This is a genomic window from Mycolicibacterium tusciae, assembly GCF_002086795.1.
GTDB lineage: Bacteria > Actinomycetota > Actinomycetes > Mycobacteriales > Mycobacteriaceae > Mycobacterium > Mycobacterium tusciae.
In genome coordinates this window covers 1-19907 of record NZ_MVIM01000035.1, presented here as the reverse complement: position 1 = coordinate 19907, position 19907 = coordinate 1, and the positions used below count along the sequence as shown (strand labels likewise).

Here is a 19907-nt window from a genome sequence, read left to right as displayed (position 1 = left end):
GACGCACCACCACCCGCGCACAGAACCGCACCCAAGCCATCAACGACGAACGCCGACACAACCAAACCCTCATCCACACCGAAGCCCACGAGCGCAATCAACAGCGGCAAGCGGATGCCGGAAACAATTGTGACGACAACTATTTCCCCACCCGACCACCACCCCCGAGCGACCACGACCCAGCACCATTCTGAGCGCAGCGCTGTCACCGGTCGCCGCGACTACCCGCAGACACACCGCCGACAGGCTCCCAGGCACTTCCCAGGTTGCTCTAGCGTTATCGCGATATGAGCATCCCGCCATATGAACCCCCGAAGCCTCCGCCGTCGCCTGGTGCAGGTACCACGCTGCTGTGTCCCAAGTGCGCCGGCATCATGAAGACCTACGAACGCAACGGCATCCACCTGGAGCAATGCGACACCTGCCGCGGCATCTTCCTCGACTTCGGTGAGCTCGAGTCGCTGACGCAGATGGAGAACCGCTTCGTCCAGTCCGCGCCACCGCCACCACCGGCTCCGCACCAGGGTTACGGCGGACAGCAGGGCTACGGCGGCTACGACTACGGCCCCGGCTGGGGTCATCGCGGCAACAAGCACTACCGCAAGCAGGGCTTCGGTCGGCTGTTCTTCTCCAGCTAGCCAACCCAGCTAGCCAACCGAGCCAGCCATCCGCGTGCAGGCCGCCATCAGCAACTCATCATCGCGATGGTGGGCGGCGGCCTGCACCACCGCGGCCCTGGCGAATGGCTCGAGGACCGGCCACGGGTCACCGTCCGGCAGTGCCGGACCCTCGGCCTCGCGATACGCGTCGACGAACGCGCCCCAATCGTCATCGGGGATCAGGCCCGCCGCCCAGAAACCGGCGGGCCGAGCCAGATCCCATGCCGGGTCGCCGATCCCGAGATCGTCGACATCGATCAACAACCACGCCGCTCCGGCATCCCTTCTACCGAGCTGGCCCAGGTGGAAATCGCCATGCACCACCGTCAACGGCCGTGCCGCAGACCCCGCACGCCACACCGCGTCCGGTAGAACGGCGGCCGCGCGAAGCACCGTGGCGTCGCGATCCTCCCGCAACTCATCCATCGCGCGGCGCAACCGCTGCGGCCAACCGTGCGGCGGGATCCGCCCCACCGGCTCCTCACGGTGCAGGCGCGCCAGCAGCCCACCCGCCTCGGCCCACGGCAGATGTTCAGGTTGGGGCACAACAGTTTCCACGTACGGCCACTTGGTGCGCCACCGATCACCGACGGCTTCGGGTTTCACCTCCGACGGTGACAGCAGGGCCTTCGACCCCGCGGCGACCCGCAACCGCATGGTCAACTGACGCGGGTCGGTTCCCGGCCGGTGCAGCTTGTAGACCACGTCACCATCGACGCGGATCTCTGCACCGGACCGGGTCTGCACCCCTTGACCGTATTACCGCGTGGGCGGCTGAACGCGGGCGGCGACATTGATGCGGTTCCACGCGTTGATGGTCACCGCCATCGCGATCACCTGACCCAGCTCGCGGTCGGAGAACACCTGCGCCGCACGCTGGTACACCTCGTCGGGCACATGGCCGTCGCCGAGCTCGGTGATCGCCTCGGTCAGCGCCAGCGCAGCCCGCTCGCGTTCGGAGAACAGCGGCCCCGCCTCTTCCCACGCCGCAAGCACGTCGAGCTTCTGCGTGCTGACGCCATGCTTGCGCGCGTCCCGCGTGTGCATGTCGAGACAGAACGCGCAGTGGTTGATCTGCGACGCGCGGATCTTGATGAGCTCGCCGAGCTCGACGTCGACGTCCTTGGCCGCCGCATTGCTCAACGTCATCATCGCCTCGTACAACTCCGGCGACGTCTTGTAGATCTTGATTCGTTCCAGGGCCTCTGAACTTTCCAATGTCGTTGTCATGCCCCCAACGCTAATGGGCAAAATCCCATCTGCATGGTTAACTTCAGCCATGACTTCGTGGGCCAATCCCGGTACCCGTGACCTACACCTCGATCTCCGCGAAACCATCACACCCGGCGTCCGCGGTGCCAGGGAACTCCTGCTCACCGCGCTACGCGACGCCGTGCGGTCCGGCCGCCTCGCCGCGGGCACCATGCTCCCGCCGTCCCGATCCCTGGCCGTCGACCTCGGATTGGCCCGCAACACGGTCGCCGAGGCGTACGCCGAACTCGTCGCCGAAGGATGGCTGGCGTCGCGGCAGGGTGCGGGTACCTGGGTGGTCAACACCAGCGGCGCCCAACGTCCCGCCCGCCCCCGCGGCATGAACGTGTCGCCGACGCACAACCTGATGCCCGGCAATCCGGACGTCGCGGAGTTTCCGCGCAGCGAGTGGGCTGCCGCCACTCGACGCGCGCTCACCAACGCCCCGACCGAGGCGCTGCGCAGGGGCGACCCGCGGGGTCGACCCGAACTGCGCGACGCACTCGCCGACTACCTCGCGCGGGTGCGCGGAGTCCGAACCTCACCGGAATCGATCGTCATCTGCGCCGGCGTGCGGCATGCCGTGGAACTCATGGGCCGGGTCTTCGGAACCCAACGCCCGATCGCCGTCGAGGCGTACGGCCTTTTCGTATTCCGCGACGCGCTCGCCGCGATGGGAATCTCCACTGTCCCAATCGGTCTCGACGACCACGGCGCGATAGTGGCCGAGCTCGACAACCTCGACGTGCCCGCTGTCCTCCTCACCCCCGCCCACCACAATCCCTACGGGATGCCGCTGCATCCCTCGCGGCGCACCGCGGTCGTCGAGTGGGCCCAACGCACCGACGGCTACGTCCTGGACGACGACTACGACGGCGAGTTCCGCTACGACCGCCAGCCGGTCGGTGCGCTGCAGGCGCTCAGCCCCGAACGCGTCGTGTATCTCGGGTCCGCGAGCAAGAGCCTGTCACCCGTGCTCCGGCTGGGCTGGATGGTGCTGCCCACCGACCTCGTCGACCCCGTCATCGAGGCCGAAGGCGGCTCCCAGTTCTACGTCGACGGCATCGCCCAACTGACGATGGCCGAGTTCATCACCAGCGGCGGCTACGACAAGCACATCCGCCGCATGCGCATGCGCTACCGGCGACGCCGCGACGTCATCGTGCAGGCGCTGTCACACGCCGACATCGAAATCCGCGGACTGGACGCCGGGCTGAACCTGACCCTGACGCTGCCCAATGGAGCCGAACACGAAGTGCTGCAACGAGCCGGCGAGGCCGGCATCGGACTCCAGGGGCTGTCCATCATGCGTCATCCACAGGCCGGGCCCGAGATCCCGCGCCCCGACGGCCTCGTCATCGGCTTCGGCACCCCGGCCGACCACGCCTTCCCCGCCGCCATCGACGCATTGCGCGCCGTGCTCAACGCCAGCGGAGTGGGTGGCTAAGCTGCCCGGGTGACCGAGCCCCCGATGCGCCCAGACCTGAGTCTCGCGACCCAGATCTGGCGATTCATCGTCACCGGCGGCTTCAGCGCCATCGTCGACTTCGGCCTGTACGTCCTGCTCTACAAGGGTGCAGGCATGCAACCCGATCTGGCCAAAGTCATCGGCTGGATCGCAGGCACCACGACGGCATACCTGTTGAACCGGCGGTGGACGTTCCAGGCTCCTCCCAGCAGAGCGCGACTGGTCGCGGTGTGGGCGCTCTACATCACGACCTTCGTCGTCCAGGTGGGACTGAACCACCTGTTCCTCCGCCTACTGGACTACACACCGACCGCGGTCGTGGTGGCGTTCGTCATCGCGCAAGGCACGGCGACGGTCATCAACTTCGTCGTGCAGCGCGCCGTGATCTTCCGGCTGCGCTGACGACTCTGACGGCAATCAGCCGGCCGGGCCGTACCGGGCCGCACGGTACCCTCGTCACGATGTTCGACAACCTTCCGACGACCTCGCGCGCCCTGACCGGGTTCGGGCGCACCGCACCGTCGGTCGCGCAGGTGCTGTCCACACCCGACGTCGAACTGATCGCCACGGCGGTCCGTGAGGCCAACGATCCCGGTGCGTCGAGCCCGGCATTCCTGCGTCGCGGCGTCCTTGCGCGCGGCCTCGGCCGGTCCTACGGCGATCAGGCGTGCAACGGCGGCGGCCTCGTCGTCGACATGACCGCGCTCAACCGCATTCATTCGATCAGCGCCGACACGGCGCTGGCGGACGTCGACGCCGGCGTGAGCCTCGATCAGCTGATGAAGGCGGCGCTGCCTTTCGGGCTGTGGGTTCCGGTGCTGCCCGGCACCCGGCAGGTCACCGTCGGCGGCGCCATCGCCTCCGACATCCACGGCAAGAACCACCACAGCGCGGGCAGCTTCGGCAACCACGTGCTGTGGACGGACCTGCTGATGGCCGACGGCGAAGTACGCACGCTCACACCCGACGGGCCGGAGAGCGAGCTGTTCTGGGCGACCGTCGGCGGCAACGGCCTGACGGGCATCATCGTGCGTGCCAGCATTGTGATGACGCGCACCGAAACCGCGTACTTCATCGCCGACGGTGTCGCGACCAAGGACCTCGACGAGACCATCGCCGTGCACCTCGACGGCAGCGAGGACCGCTACACCTACTCCAGCGCCTGGTTCGACCTCATCAGCCCGCCACCCAAACTCGGTCGCGCCGCCGTCAGCCGGGGGAGCCTGGCAACCCTGGACCAACTGCCCCCCAAGCTGGCCAAGAACCCGCTTAAATTCGATGCGCCACAACTGCTGACGGTGCCCGACATCTTCCCGATCAGTGCGATGAACAAGCTGTCGTTCGTGGCGATCGGCGAGGTCTACTACCGACTCGGTGGCACGTACACCGGCAAGATCATGAACTTGTCGCAGTTCTACCACATGCTCGATCTGGTCAGCGGATGGAACAACGCCTACGGCCCAGCAGGTTTCGCCCAACATCAATTCCTGGTGCCGCCCGATGCGCTCGACGAGTTCAAGGCGATCATCCGCTGGATCCAGACGCGCGGCCACTACTCGGCGCTGAACGTCTTCAAACTGTTCGGCCCGGGAAACCGTGCGCCGCTGAGCTTCCCGATGGCCGGGTGGAACGTCGCGATGGACTTTCCCAACAAGGCCGGGGTCAACGAGTTCCTCAACGAACTCGACGACCGTGTCATGGAATTCGGCGGGCGGGTCTACACCGCGAAGGACTCCCGCGTCAGCGCGGAGAGATTCCACCAGATGTATCCCCTCATCGACGAATGGATCGCCGTGCGCCGCAAGGCCGATCCGAACGGCGTCTTCGCATCCGATATGGCCCGACGCTTGGAGCTTCTGTAAATGGTTCTTGATGCCACCGGTAATCCCCAGACCATCCTGCTGCTCGGCGGCACCTCCGAGATCGGGCTGGCGATCTGCGAGCGCTACCTGCGCAACGCCAAAGCCCGCGTCGTGCTCGCCGACCTCCCGGGCCATCCCAAGCGTGACGACGCCATCGCCCAGATGGAGGCGGCGGGTGCGAAATCCGTGGAATGGCTCGACTTCGACGGTGTCGACACCGAGAGTCACCCCCAGGTCATCGACGCGGCGTTCGCGATAGGCACAGCAGGCGGCCCCAGAGATATAGACGTGGCGATCGTCGCGTTCGGCTTGCTCGGTGACGCCGAGGAACTGTGGCAGAACCAGCGCAAGGCCGTGCAGATCGCCGAGATCAACTACACCGCCGCGGTTTCGGTCGGTGTGCTCCTCGGCGAGAAGATGCGCGCGCAGGGCTTCGGCCGCATCATCGCGATGAGTTCGGCCGCCGGCGAGCGGGTGCGGCGTTCGAACTTCGTCTACGGATCGACCAAGGCCGGTCTGGACGGTTTCTATCTCGGACTGGGAGAAGCGCTGCGCGAGTTCGGTGTTCGAGTCCTGGTGATCAGGCCCGGCCAGGTGCGTACCGGCACGACGATCGCGTACTGGAAAGCCACCGGCGCCAAGGAGGCGCCGTTCACGGTCGACAAGGAAGACGTCGCCGAACTGGCGGTCACGGCATCGGCCAAGGGCAAGGATCTGGTGTGGGCGCCGGGAGCGTTTCGGTACGTGATGATGGTGATCCGGCACATTCCGCGCGCCATCATGCGCAAGCTGCCGATCTAGTCATGCGGGGCGCGCTGGCCACGCTGGGCCAGATGGCCGTGGCGGCCATCATCGCGGTGACCGTGGCCGCGGTGTCCCTCGTCGCGATCGCGCGGGTGGAATGGCCCGCCTACAACTCGTCGAACCAGCTGCACGCCCTGACCACCGTCGGCCAGTTCGCCTGTCTGGCTGGCCTGTTCGCGTCGGGGCTGCTGTGGCGGCGAGGTCGGTGTGTGCTGGCCCGGCTCGGGACATGGGCGTTCGTGTCGGCGTTCTCGGTCGTGACGCTGGCGATGCCGTTGGGTGCGACGAAGCTGTACCTGTTCGGCATCTCCGTCGACCAGCAGTTCCGCACCGAGTACCTGACTCGCCTCGCCGACAGTCCCAGCCTGCACGACATGACGTACTACGGTCTGCCGCCGTTCTACCCGCCGGGCTGGTTCTGGATCGGTGGCCGGATGGCGGCGCTGAGCGGCACCCCCGCGTGGGAGATGTTCAAGCCGTGGTCCATCATCTCGATCACCATCGCGATCGTGCTGGCATTCGTGTTGTGGGCCGCGATGATTCGCTTCGAATACGCGCTCATCGTGACGACCGCGACCGCCGCGGCCACGCTCGCGTATTCGGCCGCCGAGCCGTACGCCGCCGTCATCACCGTCTTGCTGCCGCCGGTCTTCGTGCTCGCGTGGTCGGGCCTGCGGGGCGGTAATCGTAAGGGCGGTTGGGCGGCCGTCATCGCGACGGGCGTGTTCCTCGGTGTCGCGGCGCTGTTCTACTCGCTGCTGCTCGGCTATGCCGCGTTCACGCTGGCGATCATGGCGTTCACCCTTGCCGCGGTTCGCCGTTCTTTCGAGCCGCTGCTGAGACTGCTTGTCATCGCGGCGATCTCGGCGGCCATGTGGCTGATCGGTCTTGGCCCGTGGCTGCTGGCCGCCGCCAAGGACACGCCCGCCGATTCCGGGACGGCCCAGCATTACCTGCCCGAAGCGGGCGCGAATCTCGAGTTCCCGATGCTGCGGTTCACCCTGCTCGGCATGCTCTGCATGGTCGGCACGCTGTGGCTGGTGTGGCGGGCCCGTTCGTCGACCAGGGCGGGCGCGCTGGCCGTCGCCGTGCTCACCGTCTACGCGTGGTCGCTGCTGTCGATGCTCACCACACTGGCCGGCACCACCCTGTTGTCGTTCCGGCTGCAGCCGGCGCTGACGGTGCTGCTGACCGCGGCGGGCGCCTTCGGCTTCATCGAAGTCAGCGTGGCGATCGCCCGCAGGTATCAGCCCGAAACCGCCAAGCGGGTCGTCGCCGCGGCGGCGACGCTCGGCACCCTCGGCGCGCTGACCTTCGCCCAGGACATCCCCGACGTGCTGCGTCCCGACATCGTCGTCGCCTACACCGACACCGACGGCTACGGCCAGCGGGCCGACCGCCGGCCCCCGGGAGCCGAGCGCTACTACCGCGAGATCGACGCCAGGATCGGCGAGGTGACGGGTCGGCCACGCGACGAGACCGTCGTACTCACGGCGGACTACAGCTTCCTGTCGTACTACCCCTATTACGGCTTCCAGGGGCTGACGTCGCACTACGCCAACCCGCTTGCCCAATTCGAGAAGCGCGCGGACACCATCGAGGGCTGGGCCACACTGACCGACGCCGACGAGTTCATCGACAGCCTCGACTCACTACGGTGGAAGGCGCCCGACGTCTTCCTGATGCGACGGGGTGGCCCGTCCGGTGCGGCTGACACCTACACGTTGCGACTGGCGTCGGACGTCTACCCCAACCAACCAAACGTGCGGCGCTACCACGTCGCACTCGACGAGGCCCTGTTCGACGATCCGCGCTTCGATGTGTCCGAGATCGGGCCGTTCGTGCTGGCCATTCGGCTGCCCAACTAGGATCAACCCCCGTGATCGCCGCCGGGAGTAACCACCGGACCGCACGGCTTATCGCCATCGTCGCCGGATTGGTCGGAGCGGCGCTGGCGATCGCCACCCCGCTGCTGCCGGTGACGCAGACCACCGCGCAGCTCAACTGGCCGCAGAACGGGGTGCTGCAGAGCGTCGACGCGCCGCTGATCGGCTATGTGGCCACCGATCTGACGATCTCGGTGCCGTGCAGCGCGGCGGCCGGCCTTGCCGGTCAGGAGAACCGCGGCCGGACCGTGCTGTTGTCCACGGTGCCCAAACAGGCGCCCAAGGCGATCGACCGCGGTCTACTCATCGAACGGGTCAACAACGACCTGCTCGTCATCGTCCGCAACACCCCGGTGGTCAGCGCACCACTGAGCCAGGTGCTCAGCCCGGCGTGCCAGAGACTCACGTTCACCGCCCAGGCCGACAAGGTGACCGGCGAATTCGTCGGACTGGAAAAGTCGGCCGAGTCCGATGACCCCGGCGCGCCCCTGCGCGGTGAGCGCGGCGGCTACGACTTCCGCCCGCAGATCGTCGGCGTCTTCACCGACCTGTCCGGCCCGGCGCCGCCCGGCCTGGAGTTCTCCGCGACGCTGGACACCCGGTACACCAGTTCACCGACGCTGCTGAAGACGCTGGCGATGATCGTCGGGGTGGCGATGACGATCGTCGCGCTCGGCGCGCTGCACGTGCTGGACACCGCCGACGGCAGAAAGGTCAAACGCTTCCTGCCGCCGCGCTGGTGGTCGGTCAAACCGTTGGACGGCGTGGTCACCGCGGTGTTGGTGTGGTGGCACTTCGTCGGCGCCAACACCGCCGACGACGGCTACATCCTGACGATGGCGCGGGTGTCCGAACACGCCGGATACATGGCCAACTACTACCGATGGTTCGGCACCCCCGAGGCGCCGTTCGGGTGGTACTACGACCTGCTGGCCCTGTGGGCGCACGTCAGCACCAACAGCGTGTGGATGCGCCTGCCCACGCTCGCGATGGCACTGGCGTGCTGGTGGTTGATCAGTCGCGAGGTGCTGCCGCGCCTGGGCCACGCCGTCAAGACCAGCCAGGCCGCGGCGTGGACGGCGGCGGGCCTGTTCCTGGCGTTCTGGCTGCCGCTCAACAACGGCCTGCGTCCCGAGCCGATCATCGCGCTCGGCATCCTGCTCACCTGGTGCTCGGTGGAACGCGGGGTGGCCACCAGCAGGTTGCTTCCGGTCGCGATCGCCATCATCATCGGCGCGCTGACGCTGTTCTCCGGACCGACCGGCATCGCCGCCGTCGGCGCGCTGCTGGTCGCCGTCGGTCCCTTGAAAACCATTGTGGCCGCCCATACTTCGCGATTCGGGTATCTGGCGCTGCTCGCCCCGATCCTGGCGGCGTGCACAGTGACGATTTTCCTGATCTTCCGCGACCAGACGTTGGCCGGCGAACTGCAGGCCAACACATTCAAGTCGGCGGTCGGTCCGAGCCTCAGCTGGTTCGACGAGCACATCCGATACGAGCGGCTGTTCACCACCAGCCCGGACGGCTCGGTGGCCCGGCGGTTCGCGGTGCTCACCCTGCTGCTGACCCTTGCGGCGTCGGTGGCGATGTCGCTGCGCAAGTACCGGATTCCGGGAACCGCGCTGGGCCCGAGCCGACGCATCATCGGCATCACGGTCATCTCGTTCCTGGCGCTGATGTTCACCCCCACCAAGTGGACGCATCACTTCGGCGTGTTCGCCGGTCTGGCCGGATCGCTCGGTGCGCTGGCCGCGGTCGCCGTCACCGCGGTCGCGATGCGCTCGCGTCGCAACCGCGCGGTGTTCGCCGCGGCGGTGCTGTTCGTGATGGCGCTGTCGTTCGCGACCGTGAACGGCTGGTGGTACGTCTCCAACTTCGGGGTGCCGTGGTCCAATCAGTTCCCTGAGTGGAAGTTCGGCTTCACCACCATGTTGCTCGGACTCTCGATCGTCGCGTTGCTGCTCGCGGCGTGGTTCCACTTCTCCGGCCGCGATATGTCGCCGCCGGGTCCGCCGAGCCGCTGGCAACGAATTGTCCAGTCGCCGTTGGCCATTGCGACGTGGTTGCTTGTCGTCTTCGAGGTGGCATCGCTGACACTGGCGATGGTCGACCAGTATCCGGCCTGGAGCGTCGGCCGATCCAACCTCGAAGCGGTGGCGGGCAAGTCCTGCGGGATGGCCGAGGACGTGCTCGTCGAGCAGGACCCCAACGCCGCCATGCTGGAGCCCGTCGACACCCCCGTCGGCGATGCTTTGGGAGCGCTGACCGCAGAAGGCTTCGGGCCCAACGGAATCCCGTCCGACGTGTCGGCCGACGAATCCGCGAGCGGTCCCGGCACCGCCACCAACTTCGCCGACACCCCTGAAGCCGAGGACACCGCAGGCGAGGCGGGTACCGAGGGCGGCACCACCGCCGCGGCGGGCGTCAACGGATCCCGGGCGCGCCTGCCCTACGGTCTCGACCCGGCCACCACACCGGTGATGGGCAGCTGGCGCAGCGGCACCCAGCAGCCGGCCGAGCTTCGCTCCGCGTGGTACCGGCTGCCCGCAAACCGCGATGACGCGGGCCCGCTGCTGGTGGTCGCCGCCGCCGGACGCTTCGACCCGGGCGAGGTCACCCTGCAGTGGGCGACCGACGAACAGGCGGCGGCGGACGAGGCTGGTGGCGGCGTCGGGTTCGCCGACGTCGGCGCGGTGCCGGCCTGGCGCAACCTGCGCGCGCCGATGGCCGCGATTCCCACCGACGCCACCCAGGTGCGGCTGGTCGCCAACGACGACGACCTCAACCCGCAGCACTGGATCGCCGTCACCCCGCCGCGAATACCGCAGCTGCGCACACTGCAGGATGTCGTCGGCACCCAGGACCCGGTGCTGCTGGACTGGCTGGTGGGCCTCGCGTTCCCGTGCCAGCGCCCCTTCGCCCATCAGTACGGCCTCACCGAGGTGCCCAAGTGGCGCATCCTGCCCGACCGGTTCGGCGCCGAGGCCAACTCACCGGTCATGGACTACCTCGGCGGCGGTCCGCTGGGCATCACGGAACTGCTGGTGCGGGCCACCACGGTGCCCAGCTATCTGAAGGACGACTGGTTCCGCGACTGGGGCGCGCTGCAGCAGCTCACACCGTGGTACCCGAACGCCGAACCCGCGCGGTTGGAACTCGGAAAGGCCACGCGTAGCGGGCTGTGGAGCCCGGCGCCGCTGCGACTGTCCTGACGACAACGGCGTCCGACGTGACGGGTCGCGGCCCGCCGGAGTAACCACGTGGCGGAAATTCGAACCGAATCGCGCCATGTCGTTACAAGGGGGCGTTACGAGGGGCGCATCAGCCCGCCGATCAATATCAAGCTGCGCACGGCCCCGCATCGTCAGCGCGGACAGTCCCGTCGCCTACCATCGACCCTCGTGCCACGCGACGAACAAGAGCGGACCTACCGGTTCGCGCGCCTGATCGCGGTCGTCGCAGGCATCGCCGGGCTGCTGCTGTGCGGGCTGGTTCCGCTGCTGCCGGTCAAACAGACCACCGCCACCATCCTGTGGCCCCAGACGTCCAGCCCCGACGGATTGATCACCGACATCACCGCTCCGCTGGTGTCAGGCGCACCCCTGGCGCTCGACATCTCGATCCCCTGCCAGGCCGTCGCCACCCTGCCTGAAGAGGGCGGTCTGGTCGTGTCGACCGTGCCGCCCGCCGGTATCGACGCCAGCCGTAACGGCCTGTTCGTCCGCGCCACCGAAGATGTCGTGGTGGTCGCGGTGCGCGACTCCGTCGCCGCGGTGGCACCCCGACCCGCCGTGGAGTCCGGCGCGTGCAGCACGCTCCACCTCTGGGCCAACCCCGGCGAGGTCGGCGCCGACTTCATCGGGATCCCCGGCGCGGCCGGCACCCTGTCGGCCGAGAAGAAGCCTCAGGTCGCCGGCGTCTTCACCGATCTCGAGGTGGCCGCGCAGGCGGGACTGTCGGGCCGCATCGACATCGACACCCGGTTCATCACCTCGCCGACGACGCTCAAGCTGGCCGTGATGGTGCTCGGGGTGGTCTGTGTGATCGCGTCGATGATGGCGATGGCCGTTTTGGATCGCCGGAGCCGCCGGGTCGCCCGCGCGTGGCGGCGATTCTGGCGGGCGGGGTGGGCCACCTGGCTCGCCGACATCGGCGTCGTCGGGACACTGCTGCTCTGGCACCTCATCGGTGCGCTGACGTCGGACGACGGCTACAACCTGACCATCGCCCGGGTCTCCGCAGAAGCCGGCTACACCGCGAACTACTACCGCTTCTTCGGCGCCACCGAGGCGCCCTTCGACTGGTATCAGTCCGTTCTCGCGCAGCTCGCGGCGATCAGCACCGCCAGCGTGTGGATGCGCATCCCCGCGACGCTGGCCGGCATCGGCGCCTGGCTGATCCTCAGCCGCTGGGTGCTACCCCGGCTGGGCGCGCGCCTGGCGGCGAACCGCGTCACCGTCTGGACCGCGGGAGCGGTGTTCCTGGCGGCCTGGCTGCCCTTCAACAACGGCCTGCGGCCCGAGCCGCTGATCGCGTTCGGCGTCATCGCCGCGTGGGCATTGGTCGAATACTCGATCGGCACCCGACGCCTGCTGCCGTACGCGGTCGCCATCGTGGTGGCCGCGTTCTCGGTGACGCTGGCGCCGCAGGGCCTGATCGCGGTGGCACCGCTGCTCGTCGGCGGCCGCGCAGCGGCGCGGATCATCCGCAGCCGCCGCGCGGTCGACGGTCTGGCCGCCCCGCTGGCCACCCTGTTCTCTTCGGCGGCGCTGATCTTCGTGATCGTGTTCCGTGACCAGACGCTGGCAACCGTCGCCGAGTCGGCACGCATCAAATACGTCGTCGGCCCGACCATCGCCTGGTACCAGGAATTCCTGCGCTACTACTTCCTCACCGTCGAGGACAGCGTCGACTCGTCGCTGACACGTCGCTTCGCGGTGCTGGTGCTGCTGATGTGCCTGTTCGGCATGCTGACCGTCCTGTTGCGCAGCAGCGTGGTCCCCGGCATGGCCCGCGGCCCGGTGTGGCGGCTGATCGGTACGACCGCCATCGGCCTTCTGCTGCTGACATTCACGCCGACGAAGTGGGGCATTCAGTTCGGTGCATTCGCCGCCGTGGTAGGTGCGCTCGGCGCGGTCACCGCGTTCTCGTTCGCGCGGGTCGGGTTGCACAGCAGACGCAACCTCGCGCTGTATGTGACCGGGCTGCTGTTCGTATTGGCTTGGGCGACATCGGGTATCAACGGCTGGTTCTACGTCGGCAACTACGGGGTGCCGTGGTTCGACAAACAGCCGGTGATCGCCGGGATCCCGGTCCTGACCATCTTCCTCGTGCTGGCGATCCTGACAGGCCTGCTCGCAGGATGGCTGCACTTCCGCATGGACTACACGGGCCACGTCGAGGTCGCCAACACCGGCCGCAACCGAGCGCTTGCCTCGACGCCGCTGTTGGTGGTGGCGGTCATCATGGTGGTGCTCGAGGTCGGCTCGCTGGCCAAGGGGGCTGCCCAGCGCTATCCCGTGTACACCACCGCCAAGGCGAACGTCGCCGCGCTCATGTCGGGGTTGTCCTCCACCAGCTGTTCGATGGCCGACGACGTCCTCGTCGAGCCGGACACCAATGCCGGTATGCTGCAACCGGTTCCGGGTCAGCGGTTTGGTGAGTACGGGCCGCTCGGCGGCGAGGATCCGGTGGGCTTCACCCCGAACGGCGTCAGCGACACCCTCGAACCCGCCGAGCCCGTCACCGCCAACCCCGGTCTGGTGAACTCCGACGGCTCCCCCAACGAACCGAACGTCGGCATCGGCTACGCGGCAGGCACCGGCGGCGGCTACGGACCCGTCGGCGTCAATGGATCCAACGCCTTCCTGCCGTTCGGCCTGGATCCCAAGCGCACGCCGGTGATGGGCAGCTACGACGAGAACACCCTTGCGGCCAAGGTCACTTCGGCGTGGTACCAACTGCCGCCGCGCACCCCGGACCGGCCGTTGGTGACCGTCGCCGCCGCCGGTGCCATCTGGTATTACGAGGAGGACGGCTCCTTCAACTACGGGCAGTCGCTGAAACTGCAGTGGGGTGTGCACCGCCCCGACGGCAGCTATCAGGCCCTCGGCGAGGTGCAGCCCATCGACATCTTCCCCCAAAAGGCTTGGCGCAACCTGCGTTTCCCGCTCGCGTGGGCGCCGCCGGAAGCCAACGTCGCGCGCATCGTCGCCGACGACCCGAACCTCTCCGATGACCAGTGGTTCGCCTTCACCCCGCCGCGGGTGCCCGTGCTCGAAACCGCGCAACAACTGCTTGGATCCGAAACACCGGTGATGCTCGACATCGCGACGGCGGCGAACTTCCCCTGCCAGCGCCCGTTCTCCGAACACCTCGGTGTGGCAGAGCTTCCGGAGTACCGCATCATGCCCAACTTCAAGCAGATCGTGTCGTCGTCGAACATGTGGCAGTCCGCGCAGGACGGCGGACCGTTCCTGTTCATCCAGGCGCTGCTGCGCACCACGGCAGTCCCGAGCTACCTGCGTGACGACTGGTACCGCGACTGGGGTTCCATCGAGCGTTACCAACGGGTGGTACCGGAATCGCGGGCGCCGAACGCCAGCGTCGAACAGGGCACGCAACGCGTCTTCGGCTGGAGTCGCAACGGACCGATCAGGGCGTTGCCATGAACGGGACCATGACTGAGCTTCGGGACCAGAGGGACGTGAAGACGGCGCGCTGGGTGGCGATGATCGCCGGGCTCATCGGCTTCGTCCTATCGGTCGCGACACCGCTGCTGCCAGTGGTGCAGACCACGGCGACGTTGAACTGGCCACAGGCCGGGCAGTTGAACAACGTGACGGCGCCGCTGATCTCGCTGACCCCGGTGTCGATGACGGCGACGGTGCCCTGCGAGGTCATCCGCGCGATGCCGCCGCGCGGCGGCATGGTCCTCGGGACGGCGCCGAAGGAGGGCAAGCAAGCTGCACTGCAGGGCCTGTTCGTCACGGTTTCCGCGCAGCGGGTCGACATCACCGACCGCAACGTCGTGGTGGCGAGCGTGCCGCGCGCGCGGCTGGTTTCCCCCGATTGCCAACGCATCGAGATCACGTCGTCGGAGGCGGGCACGTTCGCGACGTTCGTCGGGCTGCGCAAAGCCGATGGGACGGAACAGTACACCGGCTTCGTCGATCCGAACCTGCGGCCCCAGATCGTCGGCGTCTTCACCGACCTGACGGGCCCGGCACCGCCGGGGCTCTCGGTGTCGGCGGTGATCGACACCCGGTTCACCACGCACCCAACGGCTTTGAAGCTCTCGGCGATGGTGCTGGCGATGGTCGCCACGATCATCGCGCTGGTCGCGCTGTGGAAGTTGGACCAGGTCGACGGCCGGCGGATGCGACGGGTCATCCCGACGCGGTGGCGCACCTTCAGTGCCACCGATGTGGTGGTGGTCGGCGGCTTCATGCTGTGGCACATCATCGGCGCGAACTCGTCCGACGACGGCTATCAGCTTCAGATGGCGCGCATCGCGGGCCACGCCGGCTACATGTCGAACTACTTCCGATGGTTCGGCAGCCCCGAGGATCCGTTCGGCTGGTATTACAACCTGCTGGCGCTGATGACCAGCGTCAGCGATTCGAGTATCTGGATCCGGCTGCCCGACCTGGTTTGCGGAATCGTGTGCTGGCTCTTGCTGTCCCGCGAGGTGTTGCCGAGGCTGGGCCCCGCGGTGGCGTCGAGCCGGGCCGCAGTGTGGGCGGCGGGCCTGGTTCTGCTGGCGGCGTGGATGCCGTTCAACAACGGCCTGCGACCCGAAGGCCAGATCGCCACCGGCGCGCTGATCACCTACGTGCTGATCGAGCGGGCCATCGCCTCGGGGCGGATGACACCGGCGGCACTGGCCACCCTGACCGCCGCGTTCACCTTGGGCATCCAACCGACCGGGCTCATCGCCGTCGCCGCGCTGCTGGCGGGCGGACGGCCGATCCTGCGGATCCTCGTGCGCAGACACCGCCTCGTCGGTACCTGGCCGCTGGTGTTGCCGATGCTGGCCGCGGGAACTGTCATCCTGACCGTCGTCTTCGCCGATCAGACGATCGCAACAGTGCTGGAAGCCACCAGAATTCGCACGTCCGTCGGGCCCGCGCAGGAGTGGTGGACCGAGAACCTGCGCTACTACTACCTCATCCTGCCGACGGTCGACGGCTCGTTGTCGCGCCGGTTCGGGTTCCTGATGACCGCGCTGGCCCTGTTCGCCTCGTTGTTCATCCTGTTGCGGCGCAAGCGCGTTCCCGGTGTGGCGCGCGGACCCGCGTGGCGACTGATCGGCACGATCTTCGGCACGATCTTCTTCCTGCAGTTCGCGCCGACCAAGTGGGTGCATCACTTCGGTCTGTTCGCCGCGGTGGGCGCCGCGATGGCGGCATTGGCGACGGTGCTGGTCTCGCGGACGGTGCTGCGCTGGTCGCGCAACCGGATGGCGGTTGTCGCAGCCGTATTGTTCCTGCTGGCACTGTGTTTCGCGACCACCAACGGGTGGTGGTACGTGTCGAGTTACGGTGTCCCGTTCAACAACGCGATGCCGAAGATCGGTCCTATCACCGTCAGCACCATCTTCTTCGCGCTGTTCGCCCTCGCCGCGTTATGGGCGACGTTCCTGCACTTCACGGACCGGCGCTGGGGTGAGGACCGCGTGACGCGGGCCATCACGGCCGCACCGATTCCCGTCGCGGCGGGATTCATGGTGCTGGTGTTCGTCGGCTCGATGCTCGCGGGTGTGGTGCGTCAGTACCCGACGTACTCCAACGCGTGGGCCAACCTGCGCGCCTTCACCGGCGGCTGCGGCCTGGCCGACGACGTGCTGGTGGAACCCGATCCGAACGACGGTTATCTCAAGGCACTACCCGGCGACTACGGTCCGCTGGGCCCACTGGGCGGCGTCGGCGCGACCGGATTCACGCCCAACGGTGTGCCGGAAAAGATTGTCGCCGAGACGATCCGGATGAACCTGCCGATGCCCGGCACCGACTACGACTGGGATCAGCCGACGAAGCGCAAGACGCCCGGCGTCAACGAGTCCACGGTGCCGCTACCGTACGGCCTCGACCCGGCACGGGTTCCGTTGGCCGGCAGCTACGTTCAGGGCTCCCAGCAGCAGAGTCGGCTGACGTCGGCGTGGTATGAGCTGCCGCCGCGCGAGGATGCTCACCCCCTCGTGGTCATCACGGCGGCGGGCACCATCACCGGCGACAGCGTGTTCAACGGGCGGACCGAGGGTCAGACCGTCGAACTCGAGTACGCGCTGCGCGGCCCGGACGGCAACCCCGTTCCCGCGGGCCGGCTGGTGCCCTATGACCTCGGACCGGCCCCGTCATGGCGCAATCTGCGGTTCCCCCGGGACCAGATTCCCGCCGACGCGGTCGCGGTACGCATTGTGGCCGAAGATGTTTCGCTGACCACCGGCGATTGGATCGCCGTCACCCCGCCGCGGGTGCCGGAACTTCGATCGGTGCAGGAGTACGTCGGATCGGACCAGCCCGTGCTGATGGACTGGGCGGTTGGGCTGGCGTTCCCCTGCCAGCAGCCGATGCTGCACGCCAACGGCGTCACCGAGATTCCCAAGTACCGGATCACCCCGGATTACAACGCGAAGCGCAAGGACACCGACACCTGGCAGGACGGGCTCAACGGCGGCCTGCTCGGCATCAGCGACCTCCTGCTGCGCGCGCACGTGATGGCGACGTACCTGTCGAACGATTGGGGCCGTGACTGGGGATCACTGCGCAAGTTCGACACCATTGTCGAAGCGGAGCCCGCAACCCTGGAATTCGGGACCACCACCCACAGCGGGCTGTACTCCCCGGGACACATCAGGATCAAACCGTGACATCGGACCGCATCCGCCTCGGCAATGCCACGCTCACCCGAGTCATCGAGACCCAGGTCGACAACCTGCCGACCGAGGTGTTCCCATTCACGCCGCCGGAGGTCTGGCGCGAGGCCACGGAGTTCCAGCCGACCTACTGGAATGAGGGCGGCTGGCGAATCGCCATGCAGATCTGGGTCATTCAGGTCGACGGGCAGACCGTGCTCATCGATACCGGGGCGGGCAACGACAAGGCCCGCCCACTGATGTCGGTGCTGGATCATCTGCAGACCGATTTCCTGGGTGTGCTGGGACGTGCCGGCTTCGACCCCGCCGACATCGACGTCGTCGTGAACACCCATCTGCACTTCGACCACGTCGGCTGGAACACCAGGCGCGAGGGCGAGGCTTGGGTGCCGACGTTCCCCAACGCGCGCTACCTGGTACCCGAAGCCGACTACCGGCATTTCTGCCCTGACGGTCCGGCGCAGACGTCGAAGCCCGAGTCACCCGAAGCGGAAGCGACCCAGCAGCATGTCCGAACGGTGTTCGCGGACAGCGTGTCTCCGGTGGACGGGCAGATCGAGATGTGGTCGGGCGACCACCAGCTCAGCGATGCGCTGTGGCTGCGTCCCGCCCCGGGACACACGCCGGGCGCTTCGGTGGTGTGGCTGGATGCGGGTAAGCCCGCCGTGTTCGTCGGCGACCTGACCCATTGCCCGATGCAGTTGCACCGCCCGAACGATCCGTGTGCGTGGGACGAGAACTTCGATGCCGCGGCGGCGACCCGTAAACGCGTGCTGACCGAGGCGTCCCGACGCCGCGCCGCGGTGATCCCCGCGCACTATCCGGGACATGGCGGCGCGACGGTGGTCGCGCGCGGCGACGCGTTCATGGTCGACGACTGGCTGGAACTTCCGCCCATCTGACGAACTGACCTGCAGCCCAATACTTGTCGTACCCTCGTGCTTGTATGAGGTATGTCCTTGACCGCCTCAGTCGACGCGCCGGACTTGCGCCGTGTGGACCGTCTGGAGGTGTTGTTCGAGGAGTTGGGCGAGTTGATGGGGCAGCGCAACGCCATCGATGCCCGCATCGTGGAGATCATCGCCGAAACCGGATCCTGCACGGCGACCGCGAACACCATCGCCGCGATCGCGCACCGGCTCCCCGAATTCCCGCTATGCGCTCAAGGGATGCACGACGGCCGCCTGTCGCTGGATCAGGTCGGGGCCATCGCCAAAAGGCCGGCGCCGGATCCGATGCCCACTACGCCGCGCTGGCCGAGGTCGCCACCGTCAGCCAACTCAACACCGCACTGAAACTGGAACCACCCCTGCCACCAGAACCCGACCCCTGGCGCGACACCGAACCCGACCATCAGCCCGAGCCTGAACGCCCGCCGACGCTGACCAAAACCGGCAGCGACGAACAGTACGTCTACTGGAAGATCCGACTCTCGCACCTGGATGCCGCAACCTTCGACGCCGCGATCCAGTCGCAGCTCGATGCCGCGATCGCGGCATGGAAACGCAACCACGACAACCTCCTTCCAGAGCACCGGGCACCGTTTCCCACCAAGGGTGCTGCGTTCATGAGCCTGGTCGAATCCGGCGCCGATGCCGATGCCGCGCGACGCCCGCACAGCCAGCGCAGCACCGTCGTGGTGCACCTGGACGTCAAAGAGCAGATCGCGCACCTGCATCTGGGGCCGCTCCTCTCCGATGCCGACCGCCAATATTTGACCTGCGACGCCACCTGTGAGGTGTGGTTTGAACGCGACGGCCAACCCATCGGGGCCGGGCGCGCCACCCGCACCATCAGCCGCCGGCTGCGCCGCGCCCTGGAATACCGCCACGCCACCTGCGCGGTCCCCGGCTGCGCGGCCACCCGCGGTTTGCACGCCCATCACATCGTGCATTGGGAAGACGAGGGCCTCACCGAACTGGACAACCTCGTGCTGCTGTGCCCCTACCACCACCGAGCCCATCACCGGGGCGACATCACCATCACCGGACCCGCCCCCAACATCACCGTCACCGACACCAACGGCCACACCCTGAGCCCGGCATCCCTGGCCCCCCCCCCCCACAACCCCCCCCCCCCCCGGACCGCCCAACCCCGCCC

Annotated in this window: 12 protein-coding genes and 2 pseudogenes; 12 read left to right on the top strand and 2 right to left on the bottom strand. The window is 67.7% G+C overall.

All coding sequences use genetic code 11. The features are described from left to right. Nucleotides 1-194, top strand: a pseudogene (locus BST47_RS30940) (HNH endonuclease signature motif containing protein); the annotation flags it as partial. Between the two features lie 93 nt (nt 195-287). Continuing rightward, on the top strand, nt 288-638 hold the full coding sequence (locus BST47_RS29720) for a TFIIB-type zinc ribbon-containing protein (protein ID WP_083129332.1): 351 nt from the start codon (nt 288-290) through the stop codon (nt 636-638). Between the two features lie 9 nt (nt 639-647). Here the strand turns inward: BST47_RS29720 and BST47_RS29715 are convergent, their stop codons facing one another. Together BST47_RS29715 and BST47_RS29710 are read right to left on the bottom strand one after the other, a co-directional pair. Continuing rightward, the gene (locus tag BST47_RS29715) at nt 648-1406 is read right to left on the bottom strand and encodes a phosphotransferase family protein (protein ID WP_083129331.1); all 759 of its coding nucleotides are present in this window, start codon (nt 1404-1406) and stop codon (nt 648-650) included. A gap of 12 nt (nt 1407-1418) precedes the next feature. Further along, nucleotides 1419-1889, bottom strand: a complete 471-nt coding sequence (locus tag BST47_RS29710; protein ID WP_083129330.1) for a carboxymuconolactone decarboxylase family protein — start codon at nt 1887-1889, stop codon at nt 1419-1421. A 49-nt stretch (nt 1890-1938) separates the two neighbouring features. Here BST47_RS29710 and pdxR point away from each other — a divergent pair, with 49 nt between their 5' ends. The 10 genes and pseudogenes from pdxR to BST47_RS29660 form a co-directional block, all read left to right on the top strand. Beyond that, nucleotides 1939-3357, top strand: coding sequence for a MocR-like pyridoxine biosynthesis transcription factor PdxR (gene pdxR, locus BST47_RS29705; RefSeq protein ID WP_083129329.1), 1419 nt, complete (start codon nt 1939-1941; stop codon nt 3355-3357). A 24-nt stretch (nt 3358-3381) separates the two neighbouring features. After that, a complete protein-coding gene (locus tag BST47_RS29700) occupies nt 3382-3780 on the top strand; it encodes a GtrA family protein (protein ID WP_083129333.1) in 399 nt (132 codons plus the stop codon). Between the two features lie 59 nt (nt 3781-3839). Further along, nucleotides 3840-5240: a decaprenylphosphoryl-beta-D-ribose oxidase gene (locus BST47_RS29695; RefSeq protein ID WP_083129328.1), complete on the top strand. Its 1401-nt coding sequence runs from the start codon at nt 3840-3842 to the stop codon at nt 5238-5240. Beyond that, nucleotides 5241-6041, top strand: a complete 801-nt coding sequence (locus BST47_RS29690) for a decaprenylphospho-beta-D-erythro-pentofuranosid-2-ulose 2-reductase (RefSeq protein ID WP_083129327.1) — start codon at nt 5241-5243, stop codon at nt 6039-6041. A gap of 2 nt (nt 6042-6043) precedes the next feature. Continuing rightward, entirely contained in the window at nt 6044-7912 is a 1869-nt protein-coding gene (locus tag BST47_RS29685) for a galactan 5-O-arabinofuranosyltransferase (protein WP_083129326.1), read from the top strand. Between the two features lie 11 nt (nt 7913-7923). After that, entirely contained in the window at nt 7924-11142 is a 3219-nt protein-coding gene (locus tag BST47_RS29680) for an arabinosyltransferase domain-containing protein (RefSeq protein WP_083129325.1), read from the top strand. Nucleotides 11143-11331: 189 nt separating this feature from the next. Next, nucleotides 11332-14601, top strand: coding sequence for an arabinosyltransferase domain-containing protein (locus BST47_RS29675; RefSeq protein ID WP_083129324.1), 3270 nt, complete (start codon nt 11332-11334; stop codon nt 14599-14601). Nucleotides 14602-14609: 8 nt separating this feature from the next. After that, entirely contained in the window at nt 14610-17801 is a 3192-nt protein-coding gene (locus BST47_RS29670) for an arabinosyltransferase domain-containing protein (protein ID WP_107529129.1), read from the top strand. After that, the gene (locus BST47_RS29665) at nt 17798-18709 is read left to right on the top strand and encodes an MBL fold metallo-hydrolase (RefSeq protein ID WP_083129322.1); all 912 of its coding nucleotides are present in this window, start codon (nt 17798-17800) and stop codon (nt 18707-18709) included. The genes BST47_RS29670 and BST47_RS29665 overlap by 4 nt, the downstream gene beginning before the upstream one ends. 51 nt (nt 18710-18760) lie before the next feature. Then, nucleotides 18761-19907 (top strand): annotated as a pseudogene (locus BST47_RS29660) (HNH endonuclease signature motif containing protein); the annotation flags it as partial.

What these genes read in the sequence shown, in the direction of transcription:
- BST47_RS29720 (WP_083129332.1), top strand. Translation starts at nt 288, where the DNA reads ATGAGCATCCCGCCATATGAACCCCCGAAGCCTCCGCCGTCGCCTGGT.
- BST47_RS29710 (WP_083129330.1), bottom strand. Translation starts at nt 1,889, where the DNA reads ATGACAACGACATTGGAAAGTTCAGAGGCCCTGGAACGAATCAAGATC.
- pdxR (WP_083129329.1), top strand. Translation starts at nt 1,939, where the DNA reads ATGACTTCGTGGGCCAATCCCGGTACCCGTGACCTACACCTCGATCTC.
- BST47_RS29700 (WP_083129333.1), top strand. Translation starts at nt 3,382, where the DNA reads ATGCGCCCAGACCTGAGTCTCGCGACCCAGATCTGGCGATTCATCGTC.
- BST47_RS29695 (WP_083129328.1), top strand. Translation starts at nt 3,840, where the DNA reads ATGTTCGACAACCTTCCGACGACCTCGCGCGCCCTGACCGGGTTCGGG.
- BST47_RS29690 (WP_083129327.1), top strand. Translation starts at nt 5,241, where the DNA reads ATGGTTCTTGATGCCACCGGTAATCCCCAGACCATCCTGCTGCTCGGC.
- BST47_RS29685 (WP_083129326.1), top strand. Translation starts at nt 6,044, where the DNA reads ATGCGGGGCGCGCTGGCCACGCTGGGCCAGATGGCCGTGGCGGCCATC.
- BST47_RS29670 (WP_107529129.1), top strand. Translation starts at nt 14,610, where the DNA reads ATGACTGAGCTTCGGGACCAGAGGGACGTGAAGACGGCGCGCTGGGTG.